This window comes from Sphingomonas sp. PvP018, from assembly GCF_017876865.1.
GTDB lineage: Bacteria > Pseudomonadota > Alphaproteobacteria > Sphingomonadales > Sphingomonadaceae > Sphingomonas > Sphingomonas aerolata.
In genome coordinates this window covers 3,784,928-3,807,794 of sequence record NZ_JAGIOU010000001.1, presented here as the reverse complement: position 1 = coordinate 3,807,794, position 22,867 = coordinate 3,784,928, and the positions used below count along the sequence as shown (strand labels likewise).

Genomic DNA, 22,867 nt, shown 5'->3' with positions numbered 1-22,867 from the left:
CAGGAGTCGACGAACCGCGCCGCGTTGCGACGGCGCGCCCCAGCCTCTATGTGCGGTGCCAACGGATATAGGCTTTATGATTTCAAGATTCTTTCGTCCCAAGGCACCGCGACCCGCGGAGCGGTCCTCGTCGATTTCCGACGGCCGGCGCGTCTATGCGGTCGGCGATATCCATGGCTGTGCCGATCTGCTCGACGACCTGATCGCGCAGATCGACGCGGACGATGCGGCGCGCGGCGCGGCGGAGACGACGGTCATCTTCCTCGGCGATATCGTCGATCGGGGTCCGGGCTCGGCCGCGGTGATCGATCGGCTGATCGGCTATGCCGCGACGCGCTCCGACGTGCGGTTCCTGCAGGGCAATCACGAGGAGATCTTCCTCGGCGCGCTCGACGGCGAGCCCAAGGCGCTACGCCTCTTCTGCCGGATCGGCGGTCGCGAGACGGTGCTGAGCTATGGCATGGACGCGGCGGAATATGAGCGGCTCGATTACGAGGAACTGGTGCAGCGGCTCGCGCAGCTCGTGCCCGAGGCGCATCGCACGTTCCTGGCGGGCTTCGAGGATCTGATCACGATCGGCGACTATGCGTTCGTGCATGCGGGCGTCCGTCCGGGAACGCCGCTTGAGGACCAGCGCGGTTCGGATCTGCGCTGGATCCGCGACCCGTTTCTCGATCATCGCAGCCCGCTCGACAAGATGATCGTCCATGGCCACACGGTGATCGAAGAGGTCCAGACGATGGCGCATCGTATCGGCATAGATACGGGCGCCTATGCGACCGGTCGGCTGACGGCGTTGGGAATCGAGGGCGATCGCACATGGACGTTGCAGACGGCACCCCGCCCCGGCTCGTCGGAAAATTATTCCGAATCCTGAAAACTTTGCCTTCTCGTCCTACTACAATAGGGTATACCCCCAGGGCGATCAGGGCATGTTGCCCGCTCGCAACAGTATGGAACTCTTCCGTACCGTTCCAGTTACCTCGGTTGCGCAAGGTCAGGTTTCGTGCCAAAGACCTACGCGACGAGCACAAAGGGAGTTCATCATGCGTCTTGGGAAGTATCTCCTGACCGCAGCAGCAGCCACGATGGCAGTTGCTCCGGCCATGGCAGCACCGGTTAATTCGGCAGCAAGCCTTTCGGTTTCGAAGTCGGCTCGCGCCGGTTCGGTTACCGCGAAGAAGAACAAGGTTGCAGGCGGCGGCGTTATCGTTGCAGTCCTCGCAGCAGCAGCCGTTGTCGGCGGCATCGTTATCGTTGCCGATAACGACGACGACAGCGACAGCAACTAAGCCTAGGCTCAGTTCTGGAAAATAGCGGTCTTCGGGCCGCTATTTTTTTGCCTGCCGCAGATCGGTCCGGGGCGGATGCGGCGAAACTCCAGCGCCCCTCCCCGTCTTGCACCGCTGCGCAAGCCACCGCGTGCCACCGGGATCGACGATAGATTGCGACGATCCGCGGGACTGAGGCCTGCACAGGAATTCCGGCGGTCGAGCATGATCCACCATGCCGCTCTAATGCCGGATGGTGTTTGACCCCTGACGCGGCGCACCCACCCTTGGCCAAGGCAGGCGGGCGCGAGATGACCCGAGGCGTCACCGGGCGCGTCGGCCGAACCCTGCATGATCCGCGTCACGCCGACATAACAAGGCCGCCCGCGACGATCAGTCACGGACGGCCCTGTATCATGATGCCGAGTCCGGCAAGTCGGGCGGCGCACCGCCCGGCGAGGCGATCAGCGCGGCTGCGGTACCGCGCCGCCGGCGCCGGGTGCACCCTGCTGCATCTGCATCTGCTGCTGCGCCTGCATCTGCTGGACGACGCTCTGCGGCAGGAAGTCGAGCAGTTCGACGTCGAACACGAGCGTCGAGTTGGCCGGGATCGGTCCGCTGGCCTTGTCGCCATAGCCGAGCGAGGGCTTCAGCCAGAAACGGTACTTGCCGCCCTTTGGCATCAGCTTGAGCGCTTCGGAGAAGCCGGGAACGACGCCCGTGACGGGCAGCGGCGTCGGCTGCTGCGACTTGTCGAAGGTGGTGCCGTTGAGGAGCTTGCCCTCGTAATTCACCAGCGCGACGTCGGCATCGGTCGGCTTGGCGGCACCGGGCTTGCCCGGCGTCAGAATCTTGTACTGGAGGCCCGACGCGGTCGTGACGACGCCCTTGGCACGCCCGTTGCGGGTCAGCGGATCGTCACCCTGGCGCGCAAGCGCAACGGCGCCGATCAGCGCGAGCGCGATGCCCAGCCACAGATAGATGAGATAGCTGCGCTTGGTCGGCTGCAGCGGAACGGCGGTGACGGTCGACATCGGACAAACCCCGGGTCATCTGGTCACGCCGGAGCGCCGCGCGTGCCGTAGAATTCGTAATCGGAGCCGCGGTGACGCGGCCCCCAAAACCCTGGCTGCGCGTGCAGCCTAGGGTTCCTACTGCAGTCGAAGCTTAGCGTGCGCCGTCGCGCTCGGCGCGCTTGCGCTCGAGCTTGCGCGAACGACGGATCGCAGCCGCACGCTCGCGAGCGCGCTTTTCCGACGGCTTCTCGTAGTGGCGGCGCAACTTCATCTCGCGATACACGCCTTCACGCTGCAGCTTCTTCTTGAGCGCGCGAAGGGCCTGGTCGACGTTGTTGTCGCGGACGATGATTTGCATAAACCCGTTAAGCTCCGGTCGAATAGATACGAATGGATAGTGCCGTCGCGAACAAGTCCGCGCCGCATGAACGGGAGCCCCTAACAGCGTGTGCCCGCTCTTTCAAGCCAAACCCGCCCTATCCGTGTCGGGATCGACGTCGGGCACCGGTTTACGCGCCTGCCAAGCGAGCGCTAAGAGCCGCGCATGACCACGCACGCCCTGACCCTGTATAACAGCCTGACGCGCCGGCTCGAGCCGTTTGCGCCGATCGATCCCGCCAATGTCGGGCTCTATTCCTGCGGACCGACCGTCTACAACTATGCGCATATCGGCAATTTGCGCGCCTATGTCTTTACCGACACGCTGTCGCGAACGCTGACGTGGAAGGGCTTTGGCCTCACGCATATCGTCAACATCACCGATGTCGGCCACCTGACGTCAGATGCCGATGCGGGCGACGACAAGATGGAGGCCGCCGCGCGCGCCAGCGGGCAGGATATCTGGGCGATCGCAAGACATTACACCGAAGCCTTCAAACGCAACCTGATAGACCTGCACATCCGCACGCCGACGCGCTTCCCGCTCGCGACCGACCATATCGCGGAGATGATCGCCTTCGCCGAGGCCATCGCCGAGCAGCATTGCTACGTGCTCGAGGACGGCCTGTATTTCGATACCAGCACGGTCCCGGATTATGGCCGGCTTGCCCGGTCGAACGACGATGCCGGCGAGAGCCGGATCGATCCGGTCGCGGGCAAGCGCCACCCGCAGGATTTCGCGATCTGGCGGACATCTGCCCCGGGCGAGATGCGCCAGATGGAATGGGACTCGCCCTGGGGACGCGGTGCACCCGGCTGGCATCTCGAATGCTCGGTGATGAGCCAGAAATATCTGGGGGCGCAGTTCGACATCCACACCGGCGGCATCGACCACCGCGAGATCCACCACCCGAACGAGATTGCGCAGAATCAGGCGCGTTGCGGCTGCGCGGATACCGGCGCGAACCTGTGGATGCACAACAACTTCCTGGTCGAACGCTCGGGAAAGATGTCGAAATCCGGCGGGGAGTTCACGACGCTCCAGACGCTTATCGATCGCGGTTTCCACCCGCTCGCCTATCGGCTGATGTGCCTGCAGGCGCAGTATCGCAGCGAGCTGGAATTCTCCTGGGGCAATCTGGCGGCGGCGACGACGCGGCTGAAGCGGCTGGCACTCACCGTGCAGGCGTTGCGCGACCGGGCGGCCCCAGGCAATTCGGCGAGCGATCCCGCCAAGCCCGCGACCGACGCCGTCCGCGCGCTGCTCGCCGGCTACCGCGACCGACTGGACATCGCGGTCTGCGACGACCTCGCAACGCCGCGCGCCCTGCCGATCCTCGACGAACTGCTCGCGGACAAGCAACTGTCGCCCGCCGACCGACTCGCCGCGCTGGCCGATTTCGATGCGGTGCTGGGACTCGATCTCGCAGCCCTGCGCCGCGAGGATCTGCGCGTCCGTCCGGCCTCGGCGACGGTCGACGCCGCAGCCGTCGACGAACGCCTTGCCGAGCGCCGCGCCGCGCGCGCCGCCAAGGACTTCCCCCGCTCCGATGCGATCCGCGACGACCTCGCCAGCGCCGGGGTCGAGGTGATGGACGGCGATCCGCTCGGCTGGGACTGGCGGATCGGCTGATCAGCGGCGGAGACGACTCCGCGCTTTGGCGTCGCACCCGAAGCGCGGTACAGAGGCGGGGATGAAAGCCGTCCTCCCCGCCGCCGCCCGCCCGCTGCTCGAACCGCATCTGCCGTCCGATCTCGACGTCGAATGGTTTGCAACGCCCGGCGAGGCGAATGCGGCGATCGCCGATGCGGACATCGCCTGGGTCGACATGCAGCCGACTCACCTGGTGGCGGACGCGATTCGCGCCGCCGGGCCGCAGCTGAAATGGGTGTCGACCATCTATGCGGGACTCGACGCCTTCCCGCTTGCATGGCTGCACGACCGGGGCGTGATCCTGACCAACGGTGCGGGCATCAACGCCGTCGCGGTCGCGGAATATGCGGTGATGGGGATACTCGTCGCCGCCAAGCGCCTCGACACCGTCCTCCGCGCGCAGGCCGAACATGTCTGGCTGAAGGACGCGCCGGGCAAGATCGAGCTTGCCGACACGCGCGCGCTGGTCATTGGCTATGGCACGATCGGCGCGAAGATCGGCGATCGGCTCGCGGCCTTTGGCGTCGACGTGACCGGCGTGACCCGGACCGGGCGCGACGGGACGCTCACGCCCGATGCCTGGCGCGCCCGTCTCGGGGAGTTCGACTGGGTGGTGCTTGCCGCGCCCTCGACCGATGCGACCAAGACGCTGATCGGCAGCGGCGAGCTGGCCGCGATGAAGGACAGCGCATGGCTGATCAACATCGCGCGCGGCGACATGATCGATGACGAGGCGTTGCTCGCCGCCCTGCGTTCGGGACAGATTGGCGGGGCGTTCCTTGATCCGACGCACCCCGAACCGTTGCCGGCCGATCACCCCTTATGGTCCGCGCCGAACACGATCCTGACGATGCATCTGTCGGGTCGCAGCCAGACCAGGATGTTCCAACGCGGCGCGGCGATGTTCCTCGACAATCTCGCGGCGTTCCGCGCGGGGTCTACGATGCGAAACGTCGCCGATCTCGGCGCGGGCTATTGAACGAGACCGTCGGTGGCAGGCACCGGCGGTCGCACGATCAGCTGCGCGCGGTGCCGTTGTTCGGGCTGTTATAGTCCTTGATCCCGCGACGGCGGCGCTTGTCGCGACGGCGGCGCTTCATCGTCATGATCAGGACGGGCACGCCGATCGCGACACCGACGCCAACGATCGAAAATGCAATGATAATTCGCAAGGGAAGATCCATCGTCGCCCTGTGCCAAACCTGCCCGACATTGAGAAGCGCTTTCTCTACAATCTCGGGCAACCCCTGACCGACCGGATCGCTGCGATCAGCCAAGCCCTGGATCCGGTACTCGTCCGCCTGCAAGCTTTACTTGATTGCGCCAAAAGCCGATTCGGCGCATGGCCGCGCCTCGAATTCACCAATCGGACGAACAATTATGGCCGCGAACTGGGCCCCCGACAGCTGGACCACGCACGAAGCCCGCCAGCTCCCCTCGTATCCCGACGCCGGCGCGCTCGACGCCGCGACCGCACAGCTTGCGACGTTTCCGCCGCTCGTCTTCGCGGGCGAGGCGCGCAACCTGACCGCGAGTCTCGCCGAGGTTGCGGCGGGCAAGGCGTTCCTGCTCCAGGGCGGCGACTGCGCCGAGAGCTTTGCCGAGCACAGCGCGAACAACATCCGCGATACCTTCCGCGTCATCCTGCAGATGGCGGTCGTGCTGACCTTCGCGTCCAAGCTGCCGGTCGTGAAGCTCGGCCGCATGGCGGGCCAGTTCGCCAAGCCGCGCTCGGCCAATACCGAGACGATCGGCGGCGTCGAGCTGCCGAGCTATCGCGGCGACAACGTCAACGACATCGCCTTCACGGCCGAGTCGCGCGCCCCCGATCCGCAGCGGATGATCCGCGCCTATTCGCAGTCGGCGGCGACGCTCAACCTGCTCCGCGCCTTCGCGCAGGGTGGCTATGCGAATCTGCATCAGGTGCATCGCTGGACGCACGACTTCATGGGCCGCAGCCCCTGGTCGAAGAAATATGCCGAGACCGCGGACCGGATCGGCGAGGCGCTCGAGTTCATGGCGGCCTGCGGGATCGATCCGGAAACCGTGCCGCAGCTCGCCCAGACCAATTTCTACACCAGCCACGAAGCGTTGCTGCTGCAATATGAGCAGGCGCTGACCCGGCAGGATTCGCTGACCGGCGACTGGTACGACACGAGCGCACATTTCCTGTGGATCGGCGACCGGACGCGATTCGAGGGGTCGAGCCATGTCGAATATCTGCGCGGCATCGGCAATCCGATCGGCATCAAATGCGGTCCGAGCCTCGAGCCGGACGCACTGTTGCGGATGCTCGACACGCTCAATCCTGCGCGCATTCCCGGCCGGATGACGCTGATCACGCGCTATGGCTATGATTCGATCGAGGCGGCGCTGCCCAAGCTCGTTCGTGCGGTGACCCGCGCGGGGCATCCCGTCGTCTGGTCGTGCGACCCGATGCACGGGAACGTCGTGAAGGCGGCCAATGGCTACAAGACACGGCCGTTCGAGCGCATCCTCGCCGAGGTCCGCGGCTTCTTCGCAGTGCACCGCGCCGAGGGCACGCATGCCGGCGGCATCCATATCGAGATGACCGGTCAGAACGTCACCGAATGCACCGGCGGCGCGGTCGACGTCACCGAGCAGAGCCTGGCGGACCGGTATCACACGCATTGCGATCCGCGCTTGAACGCCAGCCAAAGCCTTGAGATGGCGTTTCTTCTGGCCGAAATGCTCAACGCCGAAATGGCCGAGCGCAAGAAGGTCGCCGCCTGACGACACCGACCGTCAAGGCGGTCCGCCGGCAAAACGTGCACATCGCGCGATTTTGCCGCCGCACCGCCTTGACGCCCGCGCCCCGCTTCCGTAGGAGCGCGGCTCGACTACACGGCCCCTTCGTCTAGCGGTTAGGACGACGCCCTCTCACGGCGTAAGCACGAGTTCGATTCTCGTAGGGGTCACCAAGTCTATCCATTCTGACATCGCTGGGACGTAGTACGCTGCGGCATTCGTGTGCGCGGCAACCGTGTCGCTACGTGTTTCCCGACGGTGCAGCGACGGGCGAGCGGGCGCTACCCGGGGCCGTCCTCATTTTCGAGGCGTGCACCCCGTGGAAGGATGCCAGCATGGCCGATGCCGCCCGCAACACCGATTCGCCAGATACCGTCCCGGCCCCGGCCACCGACTGGAGCGCGGATCTGACGACCCGGACCGGATATGCCTTTCACGTCCGCCCGATCACGCCGGATGACGAGGCGGCGCTGGCTGACTTCTTCACGCATGTCGGCAAGGAGGATCTGCGCTTCCGCTTCCTCAGCGCGATCAACCATGTCGGGCACGAGCAGCTGCTCGCGCTGCTGCGCGTCGATCACGAGCATAGCGAGCATTTCCTTGCCTGCGAGATCGGCAGCGGCAAAATCCTTGCGACCGCGATGCTGGTCGGCGATGACGATGGTCTGCGCGCGGAGGTCGCGGTCGCGATCCGCAGCGATTTCAAGCGACGCGGGATCAGCTGGGTCCTGCTCGATCACGTCGCGATGTTCGCGCGTGCCAAGGGCCTCCGCACGCTCGAATCGATCGAGAGCCGCGACAATCACCAGGCGATCGACATGGAACGCGAGCGCGGCTGGACGGCCGCCCCCTGCCCTGGCGATCCCTCCGCGATGATCCTGCGACTGACGCTGGCATCGCCGCCCGCCTGACCCGTTCTGGTCACAGCGGCATGCGATCGGCCGGCGGTGGCCGGTGCGGCGGTTCTGGTCTATCATGCAGGCCGGCTCCGTACCGGCGACCAGGATCTTGGCCGCCGGCGTATCGGACCCGACTGCCGGACAAGGCCCAGAGCCCGATGAACCGCACGCGCCCAGCCCGACCGGCCGCCTCGCCCGCATGATCGCGCATCCGTCCGACATGGGCGACGCGGCTGCCGGACGTCCTGCCGTGCTGGCGGAGGAACTCGGCCTGCTGATCGATGCGGCGACGACTTATGCGATCTACATGCTCGACCCGCAGGGGCGGGTGACGATCTGGAACCGGGGCGCCGAGCGGATCAAGGGATGGACCGAGGCCGAGATCATCGGCCGCGATGCCGCGATCTTCTACCCGGCCGAAGACGTCGCGGCGGGCAAGCCGCGCGCCGATCTCGAGCGCGCGCATGCCGGTGGCCGGATCGAGGAGGAAAACTGGCGGGTCCGCAAGGACGGATCGGAATTTCTCGCGAGCGTGACGATCACCGCGCTGCATGACGACGCGGGCGCGCTGCGCGGCTTTGGCAAGGTGATCCGCGACATCACCGACGAGAAGGCGGCGGAGGCCGCGATCCTGCGCCGCGAACATCATCTCCGCTCGATCCTGAACACCGTCCCCGATGCGATGATCGTGATGAACGAATACGGCGTCATCGTATCGTTCAGCGCCGCCGCCGCGCTCGTCTTCGGCTATGAGACGGACGAGGTGATCGGTCGCAACGTCGCGATGCTGATGCCGCCCGCGAATGCCGCTGCGCATGACGCGCATCTGCACACCTACCGGCGGACCGGGGTGCGGCACGTCATCGGCAATGTCCGGCTCGAACACGCGCTGCGCAAGAATGGCGAGGTCTTTCCGATCGAGCTCGCGGTCGGCGAGGCGTCGATCGCGGGCGAGCGGATCTTCACCGGCTTCATCCGCGACATCAGCCAGCGCCAGGCGACCGAGCGCCGGCTGAAGGATCTGCAGGCCGAGCTGGTCCACGTCTCGCGGGTCAGCGCGATGGGCACGATGGCATCGACGCTCGCGCATGAGATCAACCAGCCGCTGACCGCGATCGCCAACTATCTGGAGGCGACGCGGGACATGATCGGCGACGCGCCGTCCCCGCTGCTGGCGGAGATCGCCGAGGCGCTCGAGCTCGCGGCGGCGCAGTCGCTGCGCGCCGGCACGATCGTCCGGCGGCTGCGCGCGTTCGTCGAGGGCGGCGACACCGCGCTGCGGGTGGAGCCGCTCGCCGCACTCGTCGAGGAGGCAATCAGCCTGGGCCTGCTGGGCGCGCACGAGGCGGGGATCACGGTCACCACCGATATCCGCCAAGGCGCCGATCTGGTGCGGGTCGACCGCATCCAGATCCAGCAGGTCCTGGTCAACCTGATCCGCAACGCCATCCAGTCGATGGCCTGCGCGCCCGACAAGCGGCTGACGATCGCGACGCTGGCGGATCGCGACGGCTGGGTGCGGATCAGCGTGGCCGATACCGGTGCGGGCATCGATCCGGCGATCCGCGAGCGCCTGTTCGACGCGTTCGCGACGACCAAGAGCGACGGCATGGGCCTTGGCCTTTCGATCTGTCGGACGATCGTCGAGGCGCATGGCGGCCGAATCTGGGTCGAACCGACATGCCCCGCCGGTACCGCCTTCCACTTCACGATACCGCTCGCCACACAGGATGTTGCCGATGGATGAGACCAGCCGAGTCGTGCACGTCGTCGACGACGATCCCGCGATCCGCCAGTCGGTCGGCTTCCTGCTGCGCAAGGCGGGCTATGCGGTCGAGACGCATGTGTCGGGCACGCAGTTCCTGAAACACGTCACGCGCGAGGCGCGTGGCTGCGTCCTGCTCGACTTGCGGATGCCCGATATCGACGGGCTTGAGGTCCAGGCGACGCTGGCGCAGCGGGGCATAGCCCTGCCCGTGATCATGCTGACCGGGCACGGCGACGTCGCGCTCGCGGTGCGTGCGATCAAGGCGGGGGCGATCGAGTTTCTGGAAAAGCCGTTCGAACGCGCGACGTTGCTCGCGGCGATCGAGACCGCGCTCGCCAAGGCCGCGCGGATCGGTCGCGACCAGCTCGCCGCGGCCGAGGCCCGCGTCCTGCTCGCAGCGCTGACCCCGCGCGAGCGCGACGTGCTCGACGGGATGGTGCTGGGTCGACCGAACAAGCTGATCGCGTTCGATCTCGACATCGCGACGCGGACGGTCGAGGTCCACCGCGCCAATCTGATGGAAAAGCTGATGGCGCGCAGCCTGTCGGACGTGCTGCGCATCGCCTTTGCCGCGGGTGTGGGCGAGACGGCCGACCCGGCCTGAGCGGCCCCCCGTGATCTACGTACAGACCGGGTCCGCGGGTCCTGTCATCGAAGGTCCGACAAGGATTGACGATGACCCCACCGGCCCCGTTTCTGCCTACCAGCCCGGGCATCTCGCTGGTCGACAGCAATCCCGCGCGACGCCGTGCGCGGCAGATCCTGCTGCTCTCCGAACGCTATCGGGTACGGTCCTATGCAAGCTGTGCGGCCCTGGTGTCCGATCCGGCATCGCGCGATCCTGCGTGCATCATCCTCGACCTCTCCGATCCCCGGCTGGCGGGGCAGGATGACGACGGGATGGCGGCGCTCGCGACGATGCGGGGCCTGGGCTGGGCTGGGCGGGCGATCCTGCTCGACGGGCGGGCACCGTCGCCGGAGCTGCTCGCCGCGGCGGCCCGTCAGGGTGACCGGATCCTCGACCGCGCGACCACCGACGGTGCGCTGCTCGCGGCGATCGCGGCCGCCATGTTGACGCTCGCCGGGTAAGGACGCCGCGCGGGCCGAAGCGGTCAGCGTGAGGGTCGGACGCCCCCCGCCTAGCTCAGCCGGGCGGCATGACGGGCGATCTCGTCGTCCTCGCGCGAGGCGACGATCTGGATCTCCAAGCCCGGCAGCCATGCCAGGCCGGTACCGATCGCCTGCTGGGTCGCGCGGTCATGTTCGCCGATCCCGCCGGTCAGCACCAGCAGGTCGAGCCCCCCGAGCGTCGCGGCCATCGCCGCGATCTGCTTGCAGACCGATCGCTCGAACATCCGGATCGCGAGGTCGGCGTCGGGGTTGCTCCCGGCCGCCGCGCGCAACACGCGCATGTCCCCCGACAGTCCCGAGATCCCCGCCATTCCCGAATCGTGATCGATCATCGTCGCCAGCGCCGCGGCGTCGAGCCCGGTCTCGCGCAGCAGGTACAGCAGGATACCAGGGTCGATATCCCCCGTCCGCGTCGCCATCGTCACCCCGCCCGACGGCGTCAGCCCCATGCTGGTATCGACCGATCGCCCGTCGCGCACCGCGGTGACGCTCGCCCCGTTGCCGAGATGCGCGATGACGAGGCGCGACGGGACACCGTCGCCGAGCTGCGCCAGGATCGATTCGCACGACAGGCCGTGAAAGCCGTACCGCCGCACCCCGCTCGCACGGTATCGGCGCGGGATCGGCAGGACCTGCGCGACATCGGGCAGATCGGCATGGAACGCGGTGTCGAAACAGGCGACCTGCGGCAGCCCGGGATAGCGCGCGCGCGCGGCCTCGATCAGCGCGAGCGCCGCCGGACCATGCAGCGGTGCGAACGCACAGGCCGCGACCAGATCCGCGGTCACCGCATCGTCGATCAGGCAATGCGCGGTACGGTGCGGGCCGCCATGGACGATCCGGTGGCCGATCGCGGTCGGCGCCGGGCTGTCCCGCAACGCGGCGTCGAGCGCGTCCAGGACCGAAACGTGACCGTCGGCGGTCTCGATCGTCCCACCGATCAGCAGCGTGGGGTCCGGGTCGACGGCGTAGAGCCCGTATTTCACCGTCGACGACCCGCTGTTCAGCGCGAGAATCAGCGCGCCCATTGCCAGTCGCGCACCTCCGGCAGATCGTCGCCCTGTTCGGCGATGTAGAGCTTGTGCCGTTCCATCGTCGTCCAGTAGCGCGCGGTTTCGCGCGGGACGCGGTCGCGAAGCCGCGGGATGCGTTCGATCGCGTCGAGCGCGAGCCGGTACCGGTCGAGATCGTTCAGCACCACCATGTCGAACGGCGTCGTCGTTGTGCCCATTTCCTTGTAGCCGCGGACATGGATGTTGGCATGGTTCGCGCGGCGGTAGGTCAGCTTGTGGATCATCGCCGGATAGCCGTGGAACGCGAAGATCACCGGTGTGTCGCGCGTGAACAGCGCATCGAACTCGCGCTCGTCGAGGCCGTGCGTATGTTCGGATCGCGGCTGCAGCACCATCAGGTCGACGACATTGACCACCCGGATCCGGATATCGGGGACATAGGCGCGCAGCAGCGTGACCGCGGCCAGCGTCTCGAGCGTCGGCACGTCACCCGCACACGCCATCACGACATCGGGCACGGCATCGTCACCCGCCCAGTCCCAGATCCCGGCGCCCGCGGTGCAGTGCCGCACCGCCGCGTCGATCCCCAGCCATTGCCATTCGGGCTGCTTGCCCGCGACGATCACGTTCACATAGCCGCGGCTGCGCAGGCAATGGTCGCCGACCGACAACAGGCAATTGGCGTCGGGGGGCAGATAGATCCGCGTGACCTCCGCGGTCTTGTTGGCGACGTGATCGATGAACCCCGGGTCCTGATGCGACAGGCCGTTGTGGTCCTGCCGCCAGACATGCGACGTCAGCAGATAGTTGAGCGACGCGATCGGCCGCCGCCACGGGATGCCGCGCGTCACCTTCAGCCATTTGGCATGCTGGTTGACCATCGAATCGACGATGTGGACGAACGCCTCGTAACAGGAAAACAACCCGTGGCGCCCGGTGAGCAGATATCCCTCGAGCCAGCCCTGGCACAGATGCTCGCTCAGCACCTCCATCACGCGGCCGTCGGACGTCAGATGCTCGTCGACCGCCTCGACCTGCGCCATCCAGACCTTGCCCGACACGTCATAGACATCGGCGAGACGGTTCGACGCGGTCTCGTCGGGCCCGAACAGGCGGAAGTTCACGCTCGGCATGTTGAGCTTCATCACGTCGCGCAGATAGCGACCGAACACCCGCGTCGCCTCGGCCATGACCATGCCCGGCGCGTCGACGGGCACGGCATGCCCGCGGAAGTCGGGCAGCGACAGCGGCACCATCGTCTCGCCGCCATTGGCGTGCGGGTTCGACCCCATCCGCCGATGCCCGGTCGGGGCGAGCGAGGCGTAGATGTCGAGGAACTTGCCCGTCGCGTCGAACAGCTCCTCGGGACGGTAGCTTCGCATCCACTCTTCGAGCAGCCGCAGATGCTCGGGGTCCTTGAACTCCGCGATCGGGACCTGATGCGCGCGCCACGTGCCTTCGACCGGCTTGCCGTCGACGGTCTTCGGGCCGGTCCACCCCTTGGGCGTGCGGAACACGATCATCGGCCAGCGCGGGCGTTCGGGCGTCGCGCCGGGGATGCGTGCCGCGGCCTGGATCGCCTGGATCTTCGCCAGCGCGGTGTCGAGCGCGGCGGCGAGCTGCTGGTGGACGAGCGCGGGGTCGCTGCCGCCAACATAGAGCGGCTCATGCCCATAGCCGCGGAGCAGCGCGTCGAGCTCGTCCTCGTCGATCCGCGCGAGGATCGTAGGGTTGGCGATCTTGAACCCGTTGAGGTGCAGGATCGGCAGGACCGCGCCGTCGCGCGCGGGGTTGAGGAACTTGTTCGAATGCCAGCTCGCCGCCAGCGCCCCCGTCTCCGCCTCGCCGTCGCCGATCACGCACGCGACCAGCAGGTCCGGATTGTCGAACGCCGCGCCGTAAGCATGCGCCAGCGAATAGCCGAGCTCGCCGCCCTCGTGGATCGATCCCGGCGTCTCGGGCGCGACGTGGCTGGGGATGCCGCCCGGCCAGGAGAATTGCCGGAACAGCCGGTGCATACCCGACCGGCTGCGCTCGATCGCGGGATAACGCTCGGTATAGGAGCCCTCGAGATAGGTGTGGGCCACCAGCCCCGGCCCGCCATGCCCCGGCCCGATGATGTTGATCATGTCGAGGTCGTGCGCGACGATCAGCCGGTTGAGATGGACGTAGAGGAAGTTGAGCCCCGGCGTCGTGCCCCAGTGGCCGAGCAGCCGCGGCTTGACGTCGGCGATCGTCAGCGGACGTTCGAGCAGCGCGTTGTCACGCAGATAGATCTGACCGACCGACAGATAATTGGCGGCGCGCCAATAGGCGTCCATCCGGTGCAGTTCATCGGGCGACAATGGATCGGCGGGTGCCACGACATGCGGCGGTGCCTTGTGGGCCAGACCGGTCAAGAGTGCGGCGCCCATGAACGAGCGGCGGGGATCGCGGGCAGTATGGGGCGCATGTCGATAATCCTTTGATGGGGGCGCATCAGCCGGCGAGCCGGCTGGTCAGCGAAGGGTCGCGCAGCAGCGCTTCGTCGCCGAACGCCAGTTGTGCGCAGGTGCGGTTTGCCTGCGCGGTGACGGCGTTCAGATGCTGGCCGGCGACCTGCGGATCGAGATGTCTGGTGATGTTGGCAAATCGGCGCTGTTCCTGCGACCGCATGCCGAAGGCGTGGACCAGATACTGGTCGACCATGGTCGTCAGCCCCGCCCCGAGCCCCTGATCGTCGAGCCAGACCCGGCTGCCCGCCGCGGTCGTGAAGGTCAGCAGCCGCTTGCCGCCGAGCAGCAGGCTGCGCGCACGCTGCTGGACCGCGACAGGCTCGATCCCTGCGCCGAACACGCGCTCGATATAGCCCTTCATCATCGCCGGAGGGGATCCGAACCAGAGCGGGTACACGAGGACGAACACGTCGCAGCCCGCGATCGCCGCGCGTTCGTCCTGCACGTCCTGCGCGAGAACCGCCGCGTCCCGCGTCGGCAATTCCGCCGGTTTGAGCACCGGATCGAAGCCCAGCGCATAGAGGTCGCGCAGTACGACGTGCTGGCCGTTCGCGCGCACCGCATCGGCATAGCGGTGCGCGATCGCGTGGTTGAAGCTCGCAGGATCCGGATGGCACAGGATCACGGCATGCCGAGGCTGGGCCGCACCGGGCTCGTCATCCATCATCGCGCCGACTCCATCCTGCGCCGACCCTCATCCGATCGCGCGCCGCGCCGGAGACGGTCAGGGAGTCGAGGAGTACGGGATCGCCCCGTGCGATCTCAGCCTCGGAAACTACGCACTAGGCAGCGCGCTGTAAGCCTGCGCGCGGCCATCGGCCCGGAGGCGGACAAGTCGGAATGCCGCTCGAGCACGGACACGACGCGACCGGGACCTTATTGGCCTTAACGGCTTTGATGGTGCTGAATAACGGCCTGCCGCCTGGGCGTGCCATGATCATGCGGTGCATGATGGTCGGGAAGAGAGGATTCGAACCTCCGGCCCCTGCCTCCCGAAGACAGTGCTCTACCAGGCTGAGCTACTCCCCGACGGAGTCCGATCGTTACGCCCTTGGGGGACCGACCGGTGACTGGAGGGGCGCCTATACCCAGCACTTCGCGGCTGTGCAAGCGGCCGCGGCAAGAAGTTTTCGGAGGATGACGAAAAGCACGGGGGCATTGCGTGATGCGACGGGACAGTTGCGTCGCGACGTCGATGCAGTGCGGATATGATGGGAAGTAGTCGCTGGCGGCATCGAGCCGTGGCAGGTTGTGGACGATGGTGCACCCAGAGCGATTCGAACGCCCGACCCTCAGATTCGTAGTCTGATGCTCTATCCAGCTGAGCTATGGGTGCATCGCCATGCCGTTTACGGCCGGCCCGTGTCTGGCCGTCTGGCCCCGCCGCGAGGCAGGAAATCCTGGTGCACCCAGAGCGATTCGAACGCCCGACCCTCAGATTCGTAGTCTGATGCTCTATCCAGCTGAGCTATGGGTGCACTGGAGGGGCGCTGATAGCAGGCATTTTTCGCGGCGCAAGGGTGTTGCGCGATAAAGTTGTGTACGCCGCGTCGGCGGCATAGAGCGGCGGGCATGAAACAGCCTTCCCGCCCCGCGCTGATCGCCCTTCTTCTCGCACCCGCCCTGGCGGTCGGCGCCTGCAGCAAGGATACCGCCGGCTATCCCTCGCTCGGGATCCGCCCGACCGAATCGATCGGCTTTGGCGAACCCGCGGGCAAGCCGGTGGTGGTCCAGCCCGATCCGACGCTCGACACCGACATCGCGGCGTTCCGGACGCAGCTCGACCGGATCAGGACAGGTTTTGCGAAGGATGCGGCGAGCACCCAGGCCGCCGCCCGTGCCGCACGCGGCGGTGCGGTCGGCAGCGAGCCGTGGCTGACGGCCCAGACCGCGCTGGCGGGTCTCGACGACTGGCGGGCGCAGACGTCGCTGCTGGTCACCGATATCGAGCGTCGCGCGACCGATCGCGCGGCGACGCTCGCGCCGGCCTATCCCGCGCTCGATGCGGTACGCGACGCGGCGCAGGCCGAAGCCGAGAAGCAGGGAACGACCATCGCGCAGATCCAGGCGAGCCTGCCCGCCGCCTGACGCCGCCCCCCGCAGCCTACCAGAGCCCCTTGAGCAGCGGCAGGATCGTCGAATAATCGTCGGTCCAGGCGGCCATGCCCTCGCGTGCGACGATCGGCTCCCAGCCCGAATTGCGTTGCCGGAGCAGCGCGATCGCCCGCGGGTCCCGCGACAGCGCGATCCAGTCCGATGGCGAGGGGTGATCGGCGTCGAGCGGCGAGGGACGGTAGAGCAGGTGAACGGCGTGCCACCCCGCCTCGCGCGCGGCAGCGGCGACCACGGGTTCGAGGTCGATATAGCGGTTCGAGATATGCACGAGCAGCAGCCCGTTGCGTGACACCACGCGGCCATAGGTCGCAAACGCCTCGCGCGTCATCAGGTGCATCGGCACCGTATCCGACGAGAAGGCATCGAGCGCGAGCAGGTCGAGGCTTGCGGTCCGCTCCCCCGCCAGCGCGATCCGCGCGTCGCCGATCCGGATCACCGGATCAGGCAGGCAGCGCGACAGATAGCTGAACTGGCCGGTATCGCGCGCGATCCGCACGACCGCCGGGTCGATCTCGTAGAAACGCCACTGCTCGCCCGGACGCGCGTAGCAGGACAGGGTGCCCGTCCCCAGCCCTACGACACCGACCCGCGCTGCCGGGCCATAGAGCGGGCCGAGCGCCAGCATCGCCTGCCCCACACCCGATCCGGCGACATAATAGGTGGTCGGCGTCCGCTCGCGCGCGGGCGAACCGCGTAGCTGGATGCCGTGGACGGTGGTGCCGTGATCGAGCTCGCGGACCCCCTCGCCGTCGCGGACGGTGTAGACGCCGAAATAGCTGCGCTCGCGTGCACCCCGCTCGGCGCTGAGTTCCAGCGCGCGATAGCCTCCGAACATCACCAGCGTGCTGGCGAGCACGACGACATAGGGCAGCCGTGCGCCGAGCGTGGCGAGGCCGATCGCGGCGACGATCAGGAAGGCCGCGCCCTGATGCTGGTCGCCCAATATGCCGTCGGGGTTGGTGATCCTGAGCCCGGCCGCCACCGCCATGACGAGGATGATGACCGCGAGCCCGAGATGGCGCCGTACCGCCGGCCCCGACCAGACCGCGCGGAACGTCGCCATCAGGTACATCTGCGGCACCAGCACGCCCGCGGCGAGGATCAGCAGCGGATATTCATAGGTCCAGTCGAAGATCACGGGGGCGAGCAACGCCGCGAACACCCCGCCCAGCACGCCGCCGACCGACATCGCCAGATAGAAGCCCGTCAGCCGGTCGGGCGCCGGGCGCCGGCGATACATGGCGGTGTGGAGCGCGACCGAGACCATGAACAACAAGGTCAGCGCGATCGTCGCGCTGAACACCGGCTTGTCGTTGAACCCGCCCATGATCACCCCGCCGAACAGCAGGATCGTCACCGGCGCGATCCGGGTCAGCAGATCGGCGAGCGTGCGGTCCTGCGCGAAGGCGATGGTGAAGCTGAGCAGATAGAGCCCGAGCGGCAGCACCCAGAGCAGCGGCATCGCGACGATATCGGTGGTGATATAGGTCGAGGTGGCGAGCATCAGCCCCGACGGCACCAGCGCGAGCGCGATCCAGTGGAGGATCCGCGCCGCGCCCGGCGCCGGGCTGGTCACGGCGACATGCTCGGCCGACGCGGTGCGCGGCAGCCGCGTCGCGCAGAGCGCCACCAGCAGGACGAGCACCGCGTACCCTGCGGTCCACAACAGGCTCTGCCCGTGGATCGCCAGCAGCGGCTCGACGACCAGCGGATAGGCGATCAGCCCGGCGAAGCTGCCGAGATTGGACGCAGCATAGAGCGCATAGGGATCCGCGCCGCCGCTCGACGCGCTGAACCAGCGCTGGATCAGCGGCGCCTGTGCCGAGACCGCGAAGAACAGCGGCCCGATCGACAGGCCGAGCAGCCAGGGCACCCACACCGCAGGCTGCGCATCGGCGGGCAGATCGAGCGCGAACAGCCCGATCGGCAGCCACAAAGCCGCGACCGCGAGTACGCCGAGATGGATGACCGCCTGCGCGCGCGGCTTCACCCGTCCGAGCCAGTGCGCATAGGCATAGCCGCCGAGCAGCAGCGCCTGATAGACGAGCATCGCCGAGTTCCACACCGCGGGCGCGCCGCCGAGCCGCGGCAGCGCCATGCGCGCGACCATCGGCTGGACGAGGAACAGGAGGAACGACCCTGCCAGGATCGTCGCGACGAACAGGACGCGGCACCACCGTGCCATCGGGGAAGGATCAGACATTGGTGGGGCGATGGATCCGATAGAGGACGTGCCGGCGCAGCGGGTCGGTGGCGGCGAGATCGGGATGGTCGAAATCGCCGTTCTCGACATGGGTCATACCCAGCCGCTCCATCAGCGCGCGGCTCCGCATGTTGGCGGGGACCGTGATGGCGACGATATGCGCGACGGGCAGATTGGCCCAGCCCCAGGCGAGGCTCGCCGCCGCGGCTTCGGACGCATAGCCCTGCCCCCAGGCATGACGCGCGAGACGCCAGCCGATCTCGATCGCGCCGTCGATCGGCGGCTTGCCCGGTACCAGACCGCAAAAGCCGAGAAATGCGGCATCCGCCCTGCGTTCGATCGCCCAGAAGCAATGCCCCGACGTGCGCTGCCGCTCGACCATCCGGCCGACCGCCGCCTGCGTCTCGGCGAGCGTCGCCGGCGGCCTGAGAAAGCGCATCACATCGGGGTCACGCCCCATCGCCGCAAAGGGCTCGACGTCGGCGTCCCGCCACGCGCGCAGGATGAGACGCTCGGTCTCGAGCCTGAACTCATCCATTCAGGAGCCGGGCCGCGTGCGCCGCATGATAGGTCAGCACGCCCGAACAGCCGGCGCGCTTGAACGCCATCAGCGTCTCGAGCACCAGCGCATCGCGGTCGCCCGCGCCCGCTGCGGCCGACGCCTCAATCATCGCATATTCGCCCGACACCTGATAGGCGAAGACCGGCACCTCGAACGCCTGACGGACGCGAACGATGATGTCGAGATAGGGCAGGCCCGGCTTGACCATCACCGTGTCCGCGCCCTCGGCGAGATCCATCGCGACCTCGCGCAGCGCCTCCTCGGCATTGGCGTTGTCCATCTGGTACGTCTTCTTGTCGCCCTTCAGCAGCCCGCGGCTGCCGACCGCATCGCGGAACGGGCCGTAAAAGGCGCTCGCATATTTGGCGGCATAGGACATGATCTGGACATTGTGATGCGACTCCGCCTCGAGCGCGGTGCGGATCATGCCGATCCGGCCGTCCATCATGTCGCTGGGTGCGATGATGTCCGCGCCCGCCGCCGCCTGGTTCAGCGCCTGCGCGACGAGCATCTCCGCGGTGGTGTCGTTGACGACATAGCCCGCCGCGTCGACCAGCCCGTCATGGCCGTGGCTGGTATAGGGGTCGAGCGCGACGTCGGTCAGCACGCCGACCTCGGGCACCGCATCCTTGAGCGCACGGATCGCCTGGCACATCAAATTGTCGGGGTTGAGCGCCTCGCGGCCATCCTCGGTGCGACGCTCGGGCTGGGTGTAGGGGAACAGCGCGATGCACGGGATGCCGAGGTCACGCGCCTCGCGGCCGCGGGCGACGATCTGGTCGACCGACCAGCGCGAAACGCCCGGCAGGCTGGCGATCGGTTGCTCGACGCCCTCCCCCTCGACGACGAACAGCGGCCAGATCAGATCGGCCGGCGTGAGGACGGTCTCGGCATGGAGCCGGCGGCTCCAGTCGGACGAGCGGGTGCGGCGCAGGCGCAGCGCGGGATAGCTTGCGGACATGGCGCGGCTTTTGCGGGATGGACGCCGCGCAGGCAAGCGTTACGGTCGGCGCGAACGAAACCGATCGCTGCCGATTCGGCCTCGGGGACGCATTTCCCTTTCGCGCGTTGGGCCTCGCATGACCGCCACCACCACAGACACGACCCAGGCGCCCGATACCGGGCCGGCGCGCGACCGGCCGATCCGCTCCGCCGCGCTCGTGGTGAACGCGAAATCGCGCAAAGGACAGGCGCTGTTCAAGCGCGCCTGTGCGGCGATGTCGGGGCTTCCCTATGAGGTCGACGCGCATGCGGTCGAGAACCCCGAGGATCTGGAACCCACCGTCCGCCGTGCGCTCGCCGCCAAGCCCGATCTGCTGATCCTGGGCGGCGGCGACGGCACGATCAGCGGGCTGGTCGACCTGATGGTCGGGCACGACGTCATCCTCGGCGTGCTCCCGCTCGGGACCGCGAACAGCTTTGCGCGGACGCTGGGCATTCCGCTGACGATCGAGGGCGCGGTCGAGGTCATCCGGACGGGTGCGCCGCGGCGGATCGATCTCGGCATGATCGACGGCGATTATTTCGCCAATTGCGCGGCGATGGGGATCAGTCCGAAGATCGCCGAGACGGTGCCGCACGGCCTCAAGAAGATACTCGGCCGGGTCGGCTATCTCGGCTGGGCGGCGTATCAGTTCATGCGCTTCCGCCCGTTCACGCTGATCGTCGGCGAGGGCCCGGACGCGGTGCGGATGCGCGTCGTCGAGGTGCGTATCTCGAACGGTCCCTATCATGGCGGGACCGAGCTGGTCGACGCGGCGGCGGTCGATTCGGGCGAGATCGTCGTGCAGGCGGTGATGGGCAAGATGAAGCGGCGGCTGGTGCAGAACTGGGTTGCCAGCGTCTTCCGTCACGAATCGCGGCACGAGGAGGTCCGCGACTTCCGCGGCAAGAGCATGCGCGTCGACACGATCCCCAAGCTGCCGATCTCGATCGATGGCGAGGTGCTCGCCAAGACCCCGGTGACCGCCAGGATCGCCGCCGGGATCATCCAGGTCATGGCCCCGGTGACGCCGCCCCAAACCTAGGGCGGCGCTCAGCCGACCGGCATGGACCGGCTGGCGGGCTCGCAATCCGCCTTGGCTGCCTCGCCCGCGTCGTGTGCGGCGGGCTCGGTGACGATCCGGCCCTTGCGCCAGCCGCCATGCAGATAATAGCCGATCGTCAGCAGCATCGAGGCGAGCGAGCCCGCGGGAAAGCTCCACCAGATCGCATCCGCGCCGATCATCGGCTCTAGCGCATAGGCGAGCCCGAACCGTACCGGCCCCATCGCGACCGCTAGGATCAGCAAGGGACCGACCACCGCGCCGTTCGCGCGGACCGTCGCCGACAGGACCATCGACACGCCGAACAGGATGAAGCTCCACCCCGCGATCAGGTTGATCCGCGTGGCGATGCCGATCGCGCCGGTATCCTGCCCGAGGAACAGCCACAGCACGTGCCGGTCGAGCAGCGTCAGCAGCGCCACGAGCCCGCCGGTCAGCGCGAGGTTCATCATCAGCCCGGCGCGCGTGATCCGGTCGACCCGGTCCCAGCGCCCCGCACCGATATTCTGCGCCGCCATCGCGCTGACCGCCGCACCGACCGCCATCGCGGGCATCTGCACATAGGTCCATAGCTGGTTGGCGGCGCCATAGGCGGCGGTCGTGGTGGTGCCGTGCCGGTTGACCAGCCCGATCATCGCCAGCGCGGAGGTCGAGACGACGAGCATCTGCAGTCCCATCGGCACGCCCTTCACGACGATGGTCTTCAGCAGCGTACGATCGGGCAGGATATAGCGCAGCTCCGCACCGCGCAGCCGGATCGGCAGGTCCTTCGCATAGATATAGGCGAGCAGTGCGACGAACGAGACCGTGTTGGCGATCAGTGTCGCGAGCGCGGATCCCTCGATCCCGAGCGCGGGGATCGGTCCCCAGCCGCGGATCAGCAGCGGGTTGAGCGCGACGTCGACGACCGAGCCGAGCGCCATGAACTTCAGCGGCGTCAGCGAATCGCCGGTGCCGCGCAGCGCCATCGTCAGCAGCACGGTCAGGAACCCCGCGGGCATCGCGACGAAGATCACGCGCAGATAGGCGAGCGCGAGCGGATAGACCTCGACAGGCGTCGCCAGCAGGCGCAGGATCGCCGGTGCGACCAGCCAGCCGATCGCCACCGTCAGCACCGAGATGATCGTGAACAGCCCGAACGACGTGCCGAGCACGCGGCGCACCGCATCGATGTCGCGCCGCCCCATATTCTGGCCGATCAGGATGGTCGACGCCATGCCGAAGCCGAACACCGCGGCGACCAGCAGGAACATGATGATGTTCGCGTTGGTCGTCGCCGCCAGCGCGCGCTCGCCGAGAAACTGGCCGATCCACACCGCGTTGATCGAGCCGTTGAGCGATTGCAGGATCGACGATCCGAGCGTCGGCAGTGCGAAGGCGAGCAGCGTCTTGCCGATTGGCCCGGCGGTCAGGTCGCGCTGGCCGGCCCTTGGTGCAGGCGTGTCCGTCGCATCAGGCATCGCAGTCGGGTTCCCTCCCCTTTGCAGGCGGGGTCAGGACCATCCCCGACCCCGCATGCTCGCAGCACGCGTACGCACACCCCGGCCC

At 67.6% G+C, this 22,867-nt stretch carries 21 protein-coding genes and 4 tRNA genes; 12 read left to right on the top strand and 13 right to left on the bottom strand.

The annotated features are described in order from the left end of the window. The first annotated feature begins 76 nt into the window (after window positions 1-76). Window positions 77-877, top strand: coding sequence for a metallophosphoesterase family protein (locus J3A66_RS17160; protein ID WP_209570148.1), 801 nt, complete (start codon window positions 77-79; stop codon window positions 875-877). 169 nt (window positions 878-1,046) lie between these two features. Continuing rightward, window positions 1,047-1,292, top strand: a complete 246-nt coding sequence (locus J3A66_RS17155; RefSeq protein ID WP_031394633.1) for a hypothetical protein — start codon at window positions 1,047-1,049, stop codon at window positions 1,290-1,292. A 443-nt stretch (window positions 1,293-1,735) separates the two neighbouring features. On the opposite strand, the gene J3A66_RS17150 is transcribed toward J3A66_RS17155, so the two are convergent. Both J3A66_RS17150 and rpsU read right to left on the bottom strand, forming a co-directional pair. Then, window positions 1,736-2,305, bottom strand: a complete 570-nt coding sequence (locus J3A66_RS17150) for an FKBP-type peptidyl-prolyl cis-trans isomerase (RefSeq protein ID WP_031394634.1) — start codon at window positions 2,303-2,305, stop codon at window positions 1,736-1,738. Window positions 2,306-2,438: 133 nt separating this feature from the next. Then, window positions 2,439-2,645 (bottom strand): 30S ribosomal protein S21, encoded by a 207-nt coding sequence (rpsU, locus tag J3A66_RS17145; RefSeq protein ID WP_031394635.1) that lies wholly within the window; start codon window positions 2,643-2,645, stop codon window positions 2,439-2,441. Window positions 2,646-2,831: 186 nt separating this feature from the next. Between rpsU and cysS the strand changes: the two genes are divergently transcribed. Both cysS and J3A66_RS17135 read left to right on the top strand, forming a co-directional pair. Further along, entirely contained in the window at window positions 2,832-4,298 is a 1,467-nt protein-coding gene (gene cysS, locus J3A66_RS17140; RefSeq protein WP_209570146.1) for a cysteine--tRNA ligase, read from the top strand. A 61-nt stretch (window positions 4,299-4,359) separates the two neighbouring features. Further along, entirely contained in the window at window positions 4,360-5,298 is a 939-nt protein-coding gene (locus J3A66_RS17135; protein ID WP_209570144.1) for a D-2-hydroxyacid dehydrogenase, read from the top strand. A gap of 37 nt (window positions 5,299-5,335) precedes the next feature. Here the strand turns inward: J3A66_RS17135 and J3A66_RS17130 are convergent, their stop codons facing one another. Then, window positions 5,336-5,626, bottom strand: coding sequence for a hypothetical protein (locus tag J3A66_RS17130; RefSeq protein WP_209570581.1), 291 nt, complete (start codon window positions 5,624-5,626; stop codon window positions 5,336-5,338). A gap of 73 nt (window positions 5,627-5,699) precedes the next feature. Between J3A66_RS17130 and J3A66_RS17125 the strand changes: the two genes are divergently transcribed. The 6 genes from J3A66_RS17125 (at window position 5,700) to J3A66_RS17100 (ending at window position 10,844) form a co-directional block, all read left to right on the top strand. Then, window positions 5,700-7,073 (top strand): 3-deoxy-7-phosphoheptulonate synthase class II, encoded by a 1,374-nt coding sequence (locus J3A66_RS17125; protein ID WP_031441317.1) that lies wholly within the window; start codon window positions 5,700-5,702, stop codon window positions 7,071-7,073. A 113-nt stretch (window positions 7,074-7,186) separates the two neighbouring features. Continuing rightward, window positions 7,187-7,261: transfer RNA gene (locus J3A66_RS17120), tRNA-Glu, on the top strand. A gap of 162 nt (window positions 7,262-7,423) precedes the next feature. Continuing rightward, complete coding sequence (locus J3A66_RS17115; protein ID WP_209570142.1) at window positions 7,424-7,999, top strand: GNAT family N-acetyltransferase; 576 nt, start codon at window positions 7,424-7,426, stop codon at window positions 7,997-7,999. A gap of 97 nt (window positions 8,000-8,096) precedes the next feature. Beyond that, window positions 8,097-9,734 carry a PAS domain-containing sensor histidine kinase gene (locus J3A66_RS17110; protein ID WP_245336855.1) on the top strand — a complete coding sequence of 546 codons (1,638 nt, stop codon included), beginning with the start codon at window positions 8,097-8,099 and terminating at the stop codon, window positions 9,732-9,734. Next, the gene (locus J3A66_RS17105) at window positions 9,727-10,359 is read left to right on the top strand and encodes a response regulator (protein ID WP_209570141.1); all 633 of its coding nucleotides are present in this window, start codon (window positions 9,727-9,729) and stop codon (window positions 10,357-10,359) included. The genes J3A66_RS17110 and J3A66_RS17105 overlap by 8 nt, the downstream gene beginning before the upstream one ends. Window positions 10,360-10,430: 71 nt before the next feature. Further along, window positions 10,431-10,844 carry a response regulator gene (locus J3A66_RS17100; protein WP_209570139.1) on the top strand — a complete coding sequence of 138 codons (414 nt, stop codon included), beginning with the start codon at window positions 10,431-10,433 and terminating at the stop codon, window positions 10,842-10,844. Between the two features lie 50 nt (window positions 10,845-10,894). On the opposite strand, the gene J3A66_RS17095 is transcribed toward J3A66_RS17100, so the two are convergent. The 6 genes from J3A66_RS17095 to J3A66_RS17070 form a co-directional block, all read right to left on the bottom strand. Next, a complete protein-coding gene (locus J3A66_RS17095) occupies window positions 10,895-11,914 on the bottom strand; it encodes an acetate kinase (RefSeq protein ID WP_209570137.1) in 1,020 nt (339 codons plus the stop codon). Then, on the bottom strand, window positions 11,902-14,298 hold the full coding sequence (locus J3A66_RS17090) for a phosphoketolase family protein (RefSeq protein ID WP_281064202.1): 2,397 nt from the start codon (window positions 14,296-14,298) through the stop codon (window positions 11,902-11,904). Before J3A66_RS17090 ends, J3A66_RS17095 begins: the two co-directional genes overlap by 13 nt. A gap of 79 nt (window positions 14,299-14,377) precedes the next feature. Beyond that, complete coding sequence (locus J3A66_RS17085) at window positions 14,378-15,061, bottom strand: NAD(P)H-dependent oxidoreductase (RefSeq protein WP_209570134.1); 684 nt, start codon at window positions 15,059-15,061, stop codon at window positions 14,378-14,380. Between the two features lie 285 nt (window positions 15,062-15,346). Beyond that, window positions 15,347-15,423 (bottom strand) — tRNA-Pro (locus J3A66_RS17080). 230 nt (window positions 15,424-15,653) lie between these two features. Then, a tRNA-Arg gene (locus J3A66_RS17075) sits at window positions 15,654-15,730 on the bottom strand. A gap of 65 nt (window positions 15,731-15,795) precedes the next feature. Next, a tRNA-Arg gene (locus J3A66_RS17070) sits at window positions 15,796-15,872 on the bottom strand. Window positions 15,873-15,966: 94 nt separating this feature from the next. On the opposite strand from J3A66_RS17070, the gene J3A66_RS17065 reads away from it, so the two are divergent. Further along, a complete protein-coding gene (locus J3A66_RS17065) occupies window positions 15,967-16,482 on the top strand; it encodes a hypothetical protein (protein ID WP_209570131.1) in 516 nt (171 codons plus the stop codon). Between the two features lie 16 nt (window positions 16,483-16,498). Here the strand turns inward: J3A66_RS17065 and J3A66_RS17060 are convergent, their stop codons facing one another. The 3 genes from J3A66_RS17060 to hemB are packed head-to-tail and all read right to left on the bottom strand — an operon-like array spanning window position 16,499 to window position 20,235. Then, window positions 16,499-18,712: a hypothetical protein gene (locus J3A66_RS17060; RefSeq protein WP_245336854.1), complete on the bottom strand. Its 2,214-nt coding sequence runs from the start codon at window positions 18,710-18,712 to the stop codon at window positions 16,499-16,501. Then, a complete protein-coding gene (locus tag J3A66_RS17055) occupies window positions 18,705-19,250 on the bottom strand; it encodes a GNAT family N-acetyltransferase (RefSeq protein WP_209570129.1) in 546 nt (181 codons plus the stop codon). The genes J3A66_RS17060 and J3A66_RS17055 overlap by 8 nt, the downstream gene beginning before the upstream one ends. Next, window positions 19,243-20,235: a porphobilinogen synthase gene (hemB, locus tag J3A66_RS17050; RefSeq protein WP_031396015.1), complete on the bottom strand. Its 993-nt coding sequence runs from the start codon at window positions 20,233-20,235 to the stop codon at window positions 19,243-19,245. Before hemB ends, J3A66_RS17055 begins: the two co-directional genes overlap by 8 nt. A gap of 118 nt (window positions 20,236-20,353) precedes the next feature. Between hemB and J3A66_RS17045 the strand changes: the two genes are divergently transcribed. Next, window positions 20,354-21,301 carry a diacylglycerol kinase family protein gene (locus J3A66_RS17045; RefSeq protein WP_209570127.1) on the top strand — a complete coding sequence of 316 codons (948 nt, stop codon included), beginning with the start codon at window positions 20,354-20,356 and terminating at the stop codon, window positions 21,299-21,301. 8 nt (window positions 21,302-21,309) lie between these two features. Here J3A66_RS17045 and J3A66_RS17040 read toward each other — a convergent pair whose 3' ends face one another. After that, entirely contained in the window at window positions 21,310-22,779 is a 1,470-nt protein-coding gene (locus J3A66_RS17040; protein WP_209570125.1) for an MATE family efflux transporter, read from the bottom strand. Window positions 22,780-22,867 lie beyond the last annotated feature (88 nt).

Bases quoted from the DNA above. Each gene is read 5' to 3' on its own strand.
- J3A66_RS17160 (WP_209570148.1), top strand. From the start codon at position 77: ATGATTTCAAGATTCTTTCGTCCCAAGGCACCGCGACCCGCGGAGCGG.
- J3A66_RS17155 (WP_031394633.1), top strand. From the start codon at position 1,047: ATGCGTCTTGGGAAGTATCTCCTGACCGCAGCAGCAGCCACGATGGCA.
- J3A66_RS17150 (WP_031394634.1), bottom strand. From the start codon at position 2,305: ATGTCGACCGTCACCGCCGTTCCGCTGCAGCCGACCAAGCGCAGCTAT.
- rpsU (WP_031394635.1), bottom strand. From the start codon at position 2,645: ATGCAAATCATCGTCCGCGACAACAACGTCGACCAGGCCCTTCGCGCG.
- cysS (WP_209570146.1), top strand. From the start codon at position 2,832: ATGACCACGCACGCCCTGACCCTGTATAACAGCCTGACGCGCCGGCTC.
- J3A66_RS17135 (WP_209570144.1), top strand. From the start codon at position 4,360: ATGAAAGCCGTCCTCCCCGCCGCCGCCCGCCCGCTGCTCGAACCGCAT.
- J3A66_RS17125 (WP_031441317.1), top strand. From the start codon at position 5,700: ATGGCCGCGAACTGGGCCCCCGACAGCTGGACCACGCACGAAGCCCGC.
- J3A66_RS17115 (WP_209570142.1), top strand. From the start codon at position 7,424: ATGGCCGATGCCGCCCGCAACACCGATTCGCCAGATACCGTCCCGGCC.
- J3A66_RS17105 (WP_209570141.1), top strand. From the start codon at position 9,727: ATGGATGAGACCAGCCGAGTCGTGCACGTCGTCGACGACGATCCCGCG.
- J3A66_RS17100 (WP_209570139.1), top strand. From the start codon at position 10,431: ATGACCCCACCGGCCCCGTTTCTGCCTACCAGCCCGGGCATCTCGCTG.
- J3A66_RS17095 (WP_209570137.1), bottom strand. From the start codon at position 11,914: ATGGGCGCGCTGATTCTCGCGCTGAACAGCGGGTCGTCGACGGTGAAA.
- J3A66_RS17085 (WP_209570134.1), bottom strand. From the start codon at position 15,061: ATGATGGATGACGAGCCCGGTGCGGCCCAGCCTCGGCATGCCGTGATC.
- J3A66_RS17065 (WP_209570131.1), top strand. From the start codon at position 15,967: ATGAAACAGCCTTCCCGCCCCGCGCTGATCGCCCTTCTTCTCGCACCC.
- J3A66_RS17060 (WP_245336854.1), bottom strand. From the start codon at position 18,712: ATGTCTGATCCTTCCCCGATGGCACGGTGGTGCCGCGTCCTGTTCGTC.
- J3A66_RS17055 (WP_209570129.1), bottom strand. From the start codon at position 19,250: ATGGATGAGTTCAGGCTCGAGACCGAGCGTCTCATCCTGCGCGCGTGG.
- hemB (WP_031396015.1), bottom strand. From the start codon at position 20,235: ATGTCCGCAAGCTATCCCGCGCTGCGCCTGCGCCGCACCCGCTCGTCC.
- J3A66_RS17045 (WP_209570127.1), top strand. From the start codon at position 20,354: ATGACCGCCACCACCACAGACACGACCCAGGCGCCCGATACCGGGCCG.
- J3A66_RS17040 (WP_209570125.1), bottom strand. From the start codon at position 22,779: ATGCCTGATGCGACGGACACGCCTGCACCAAGGGCCGGCCAGCGCGAC.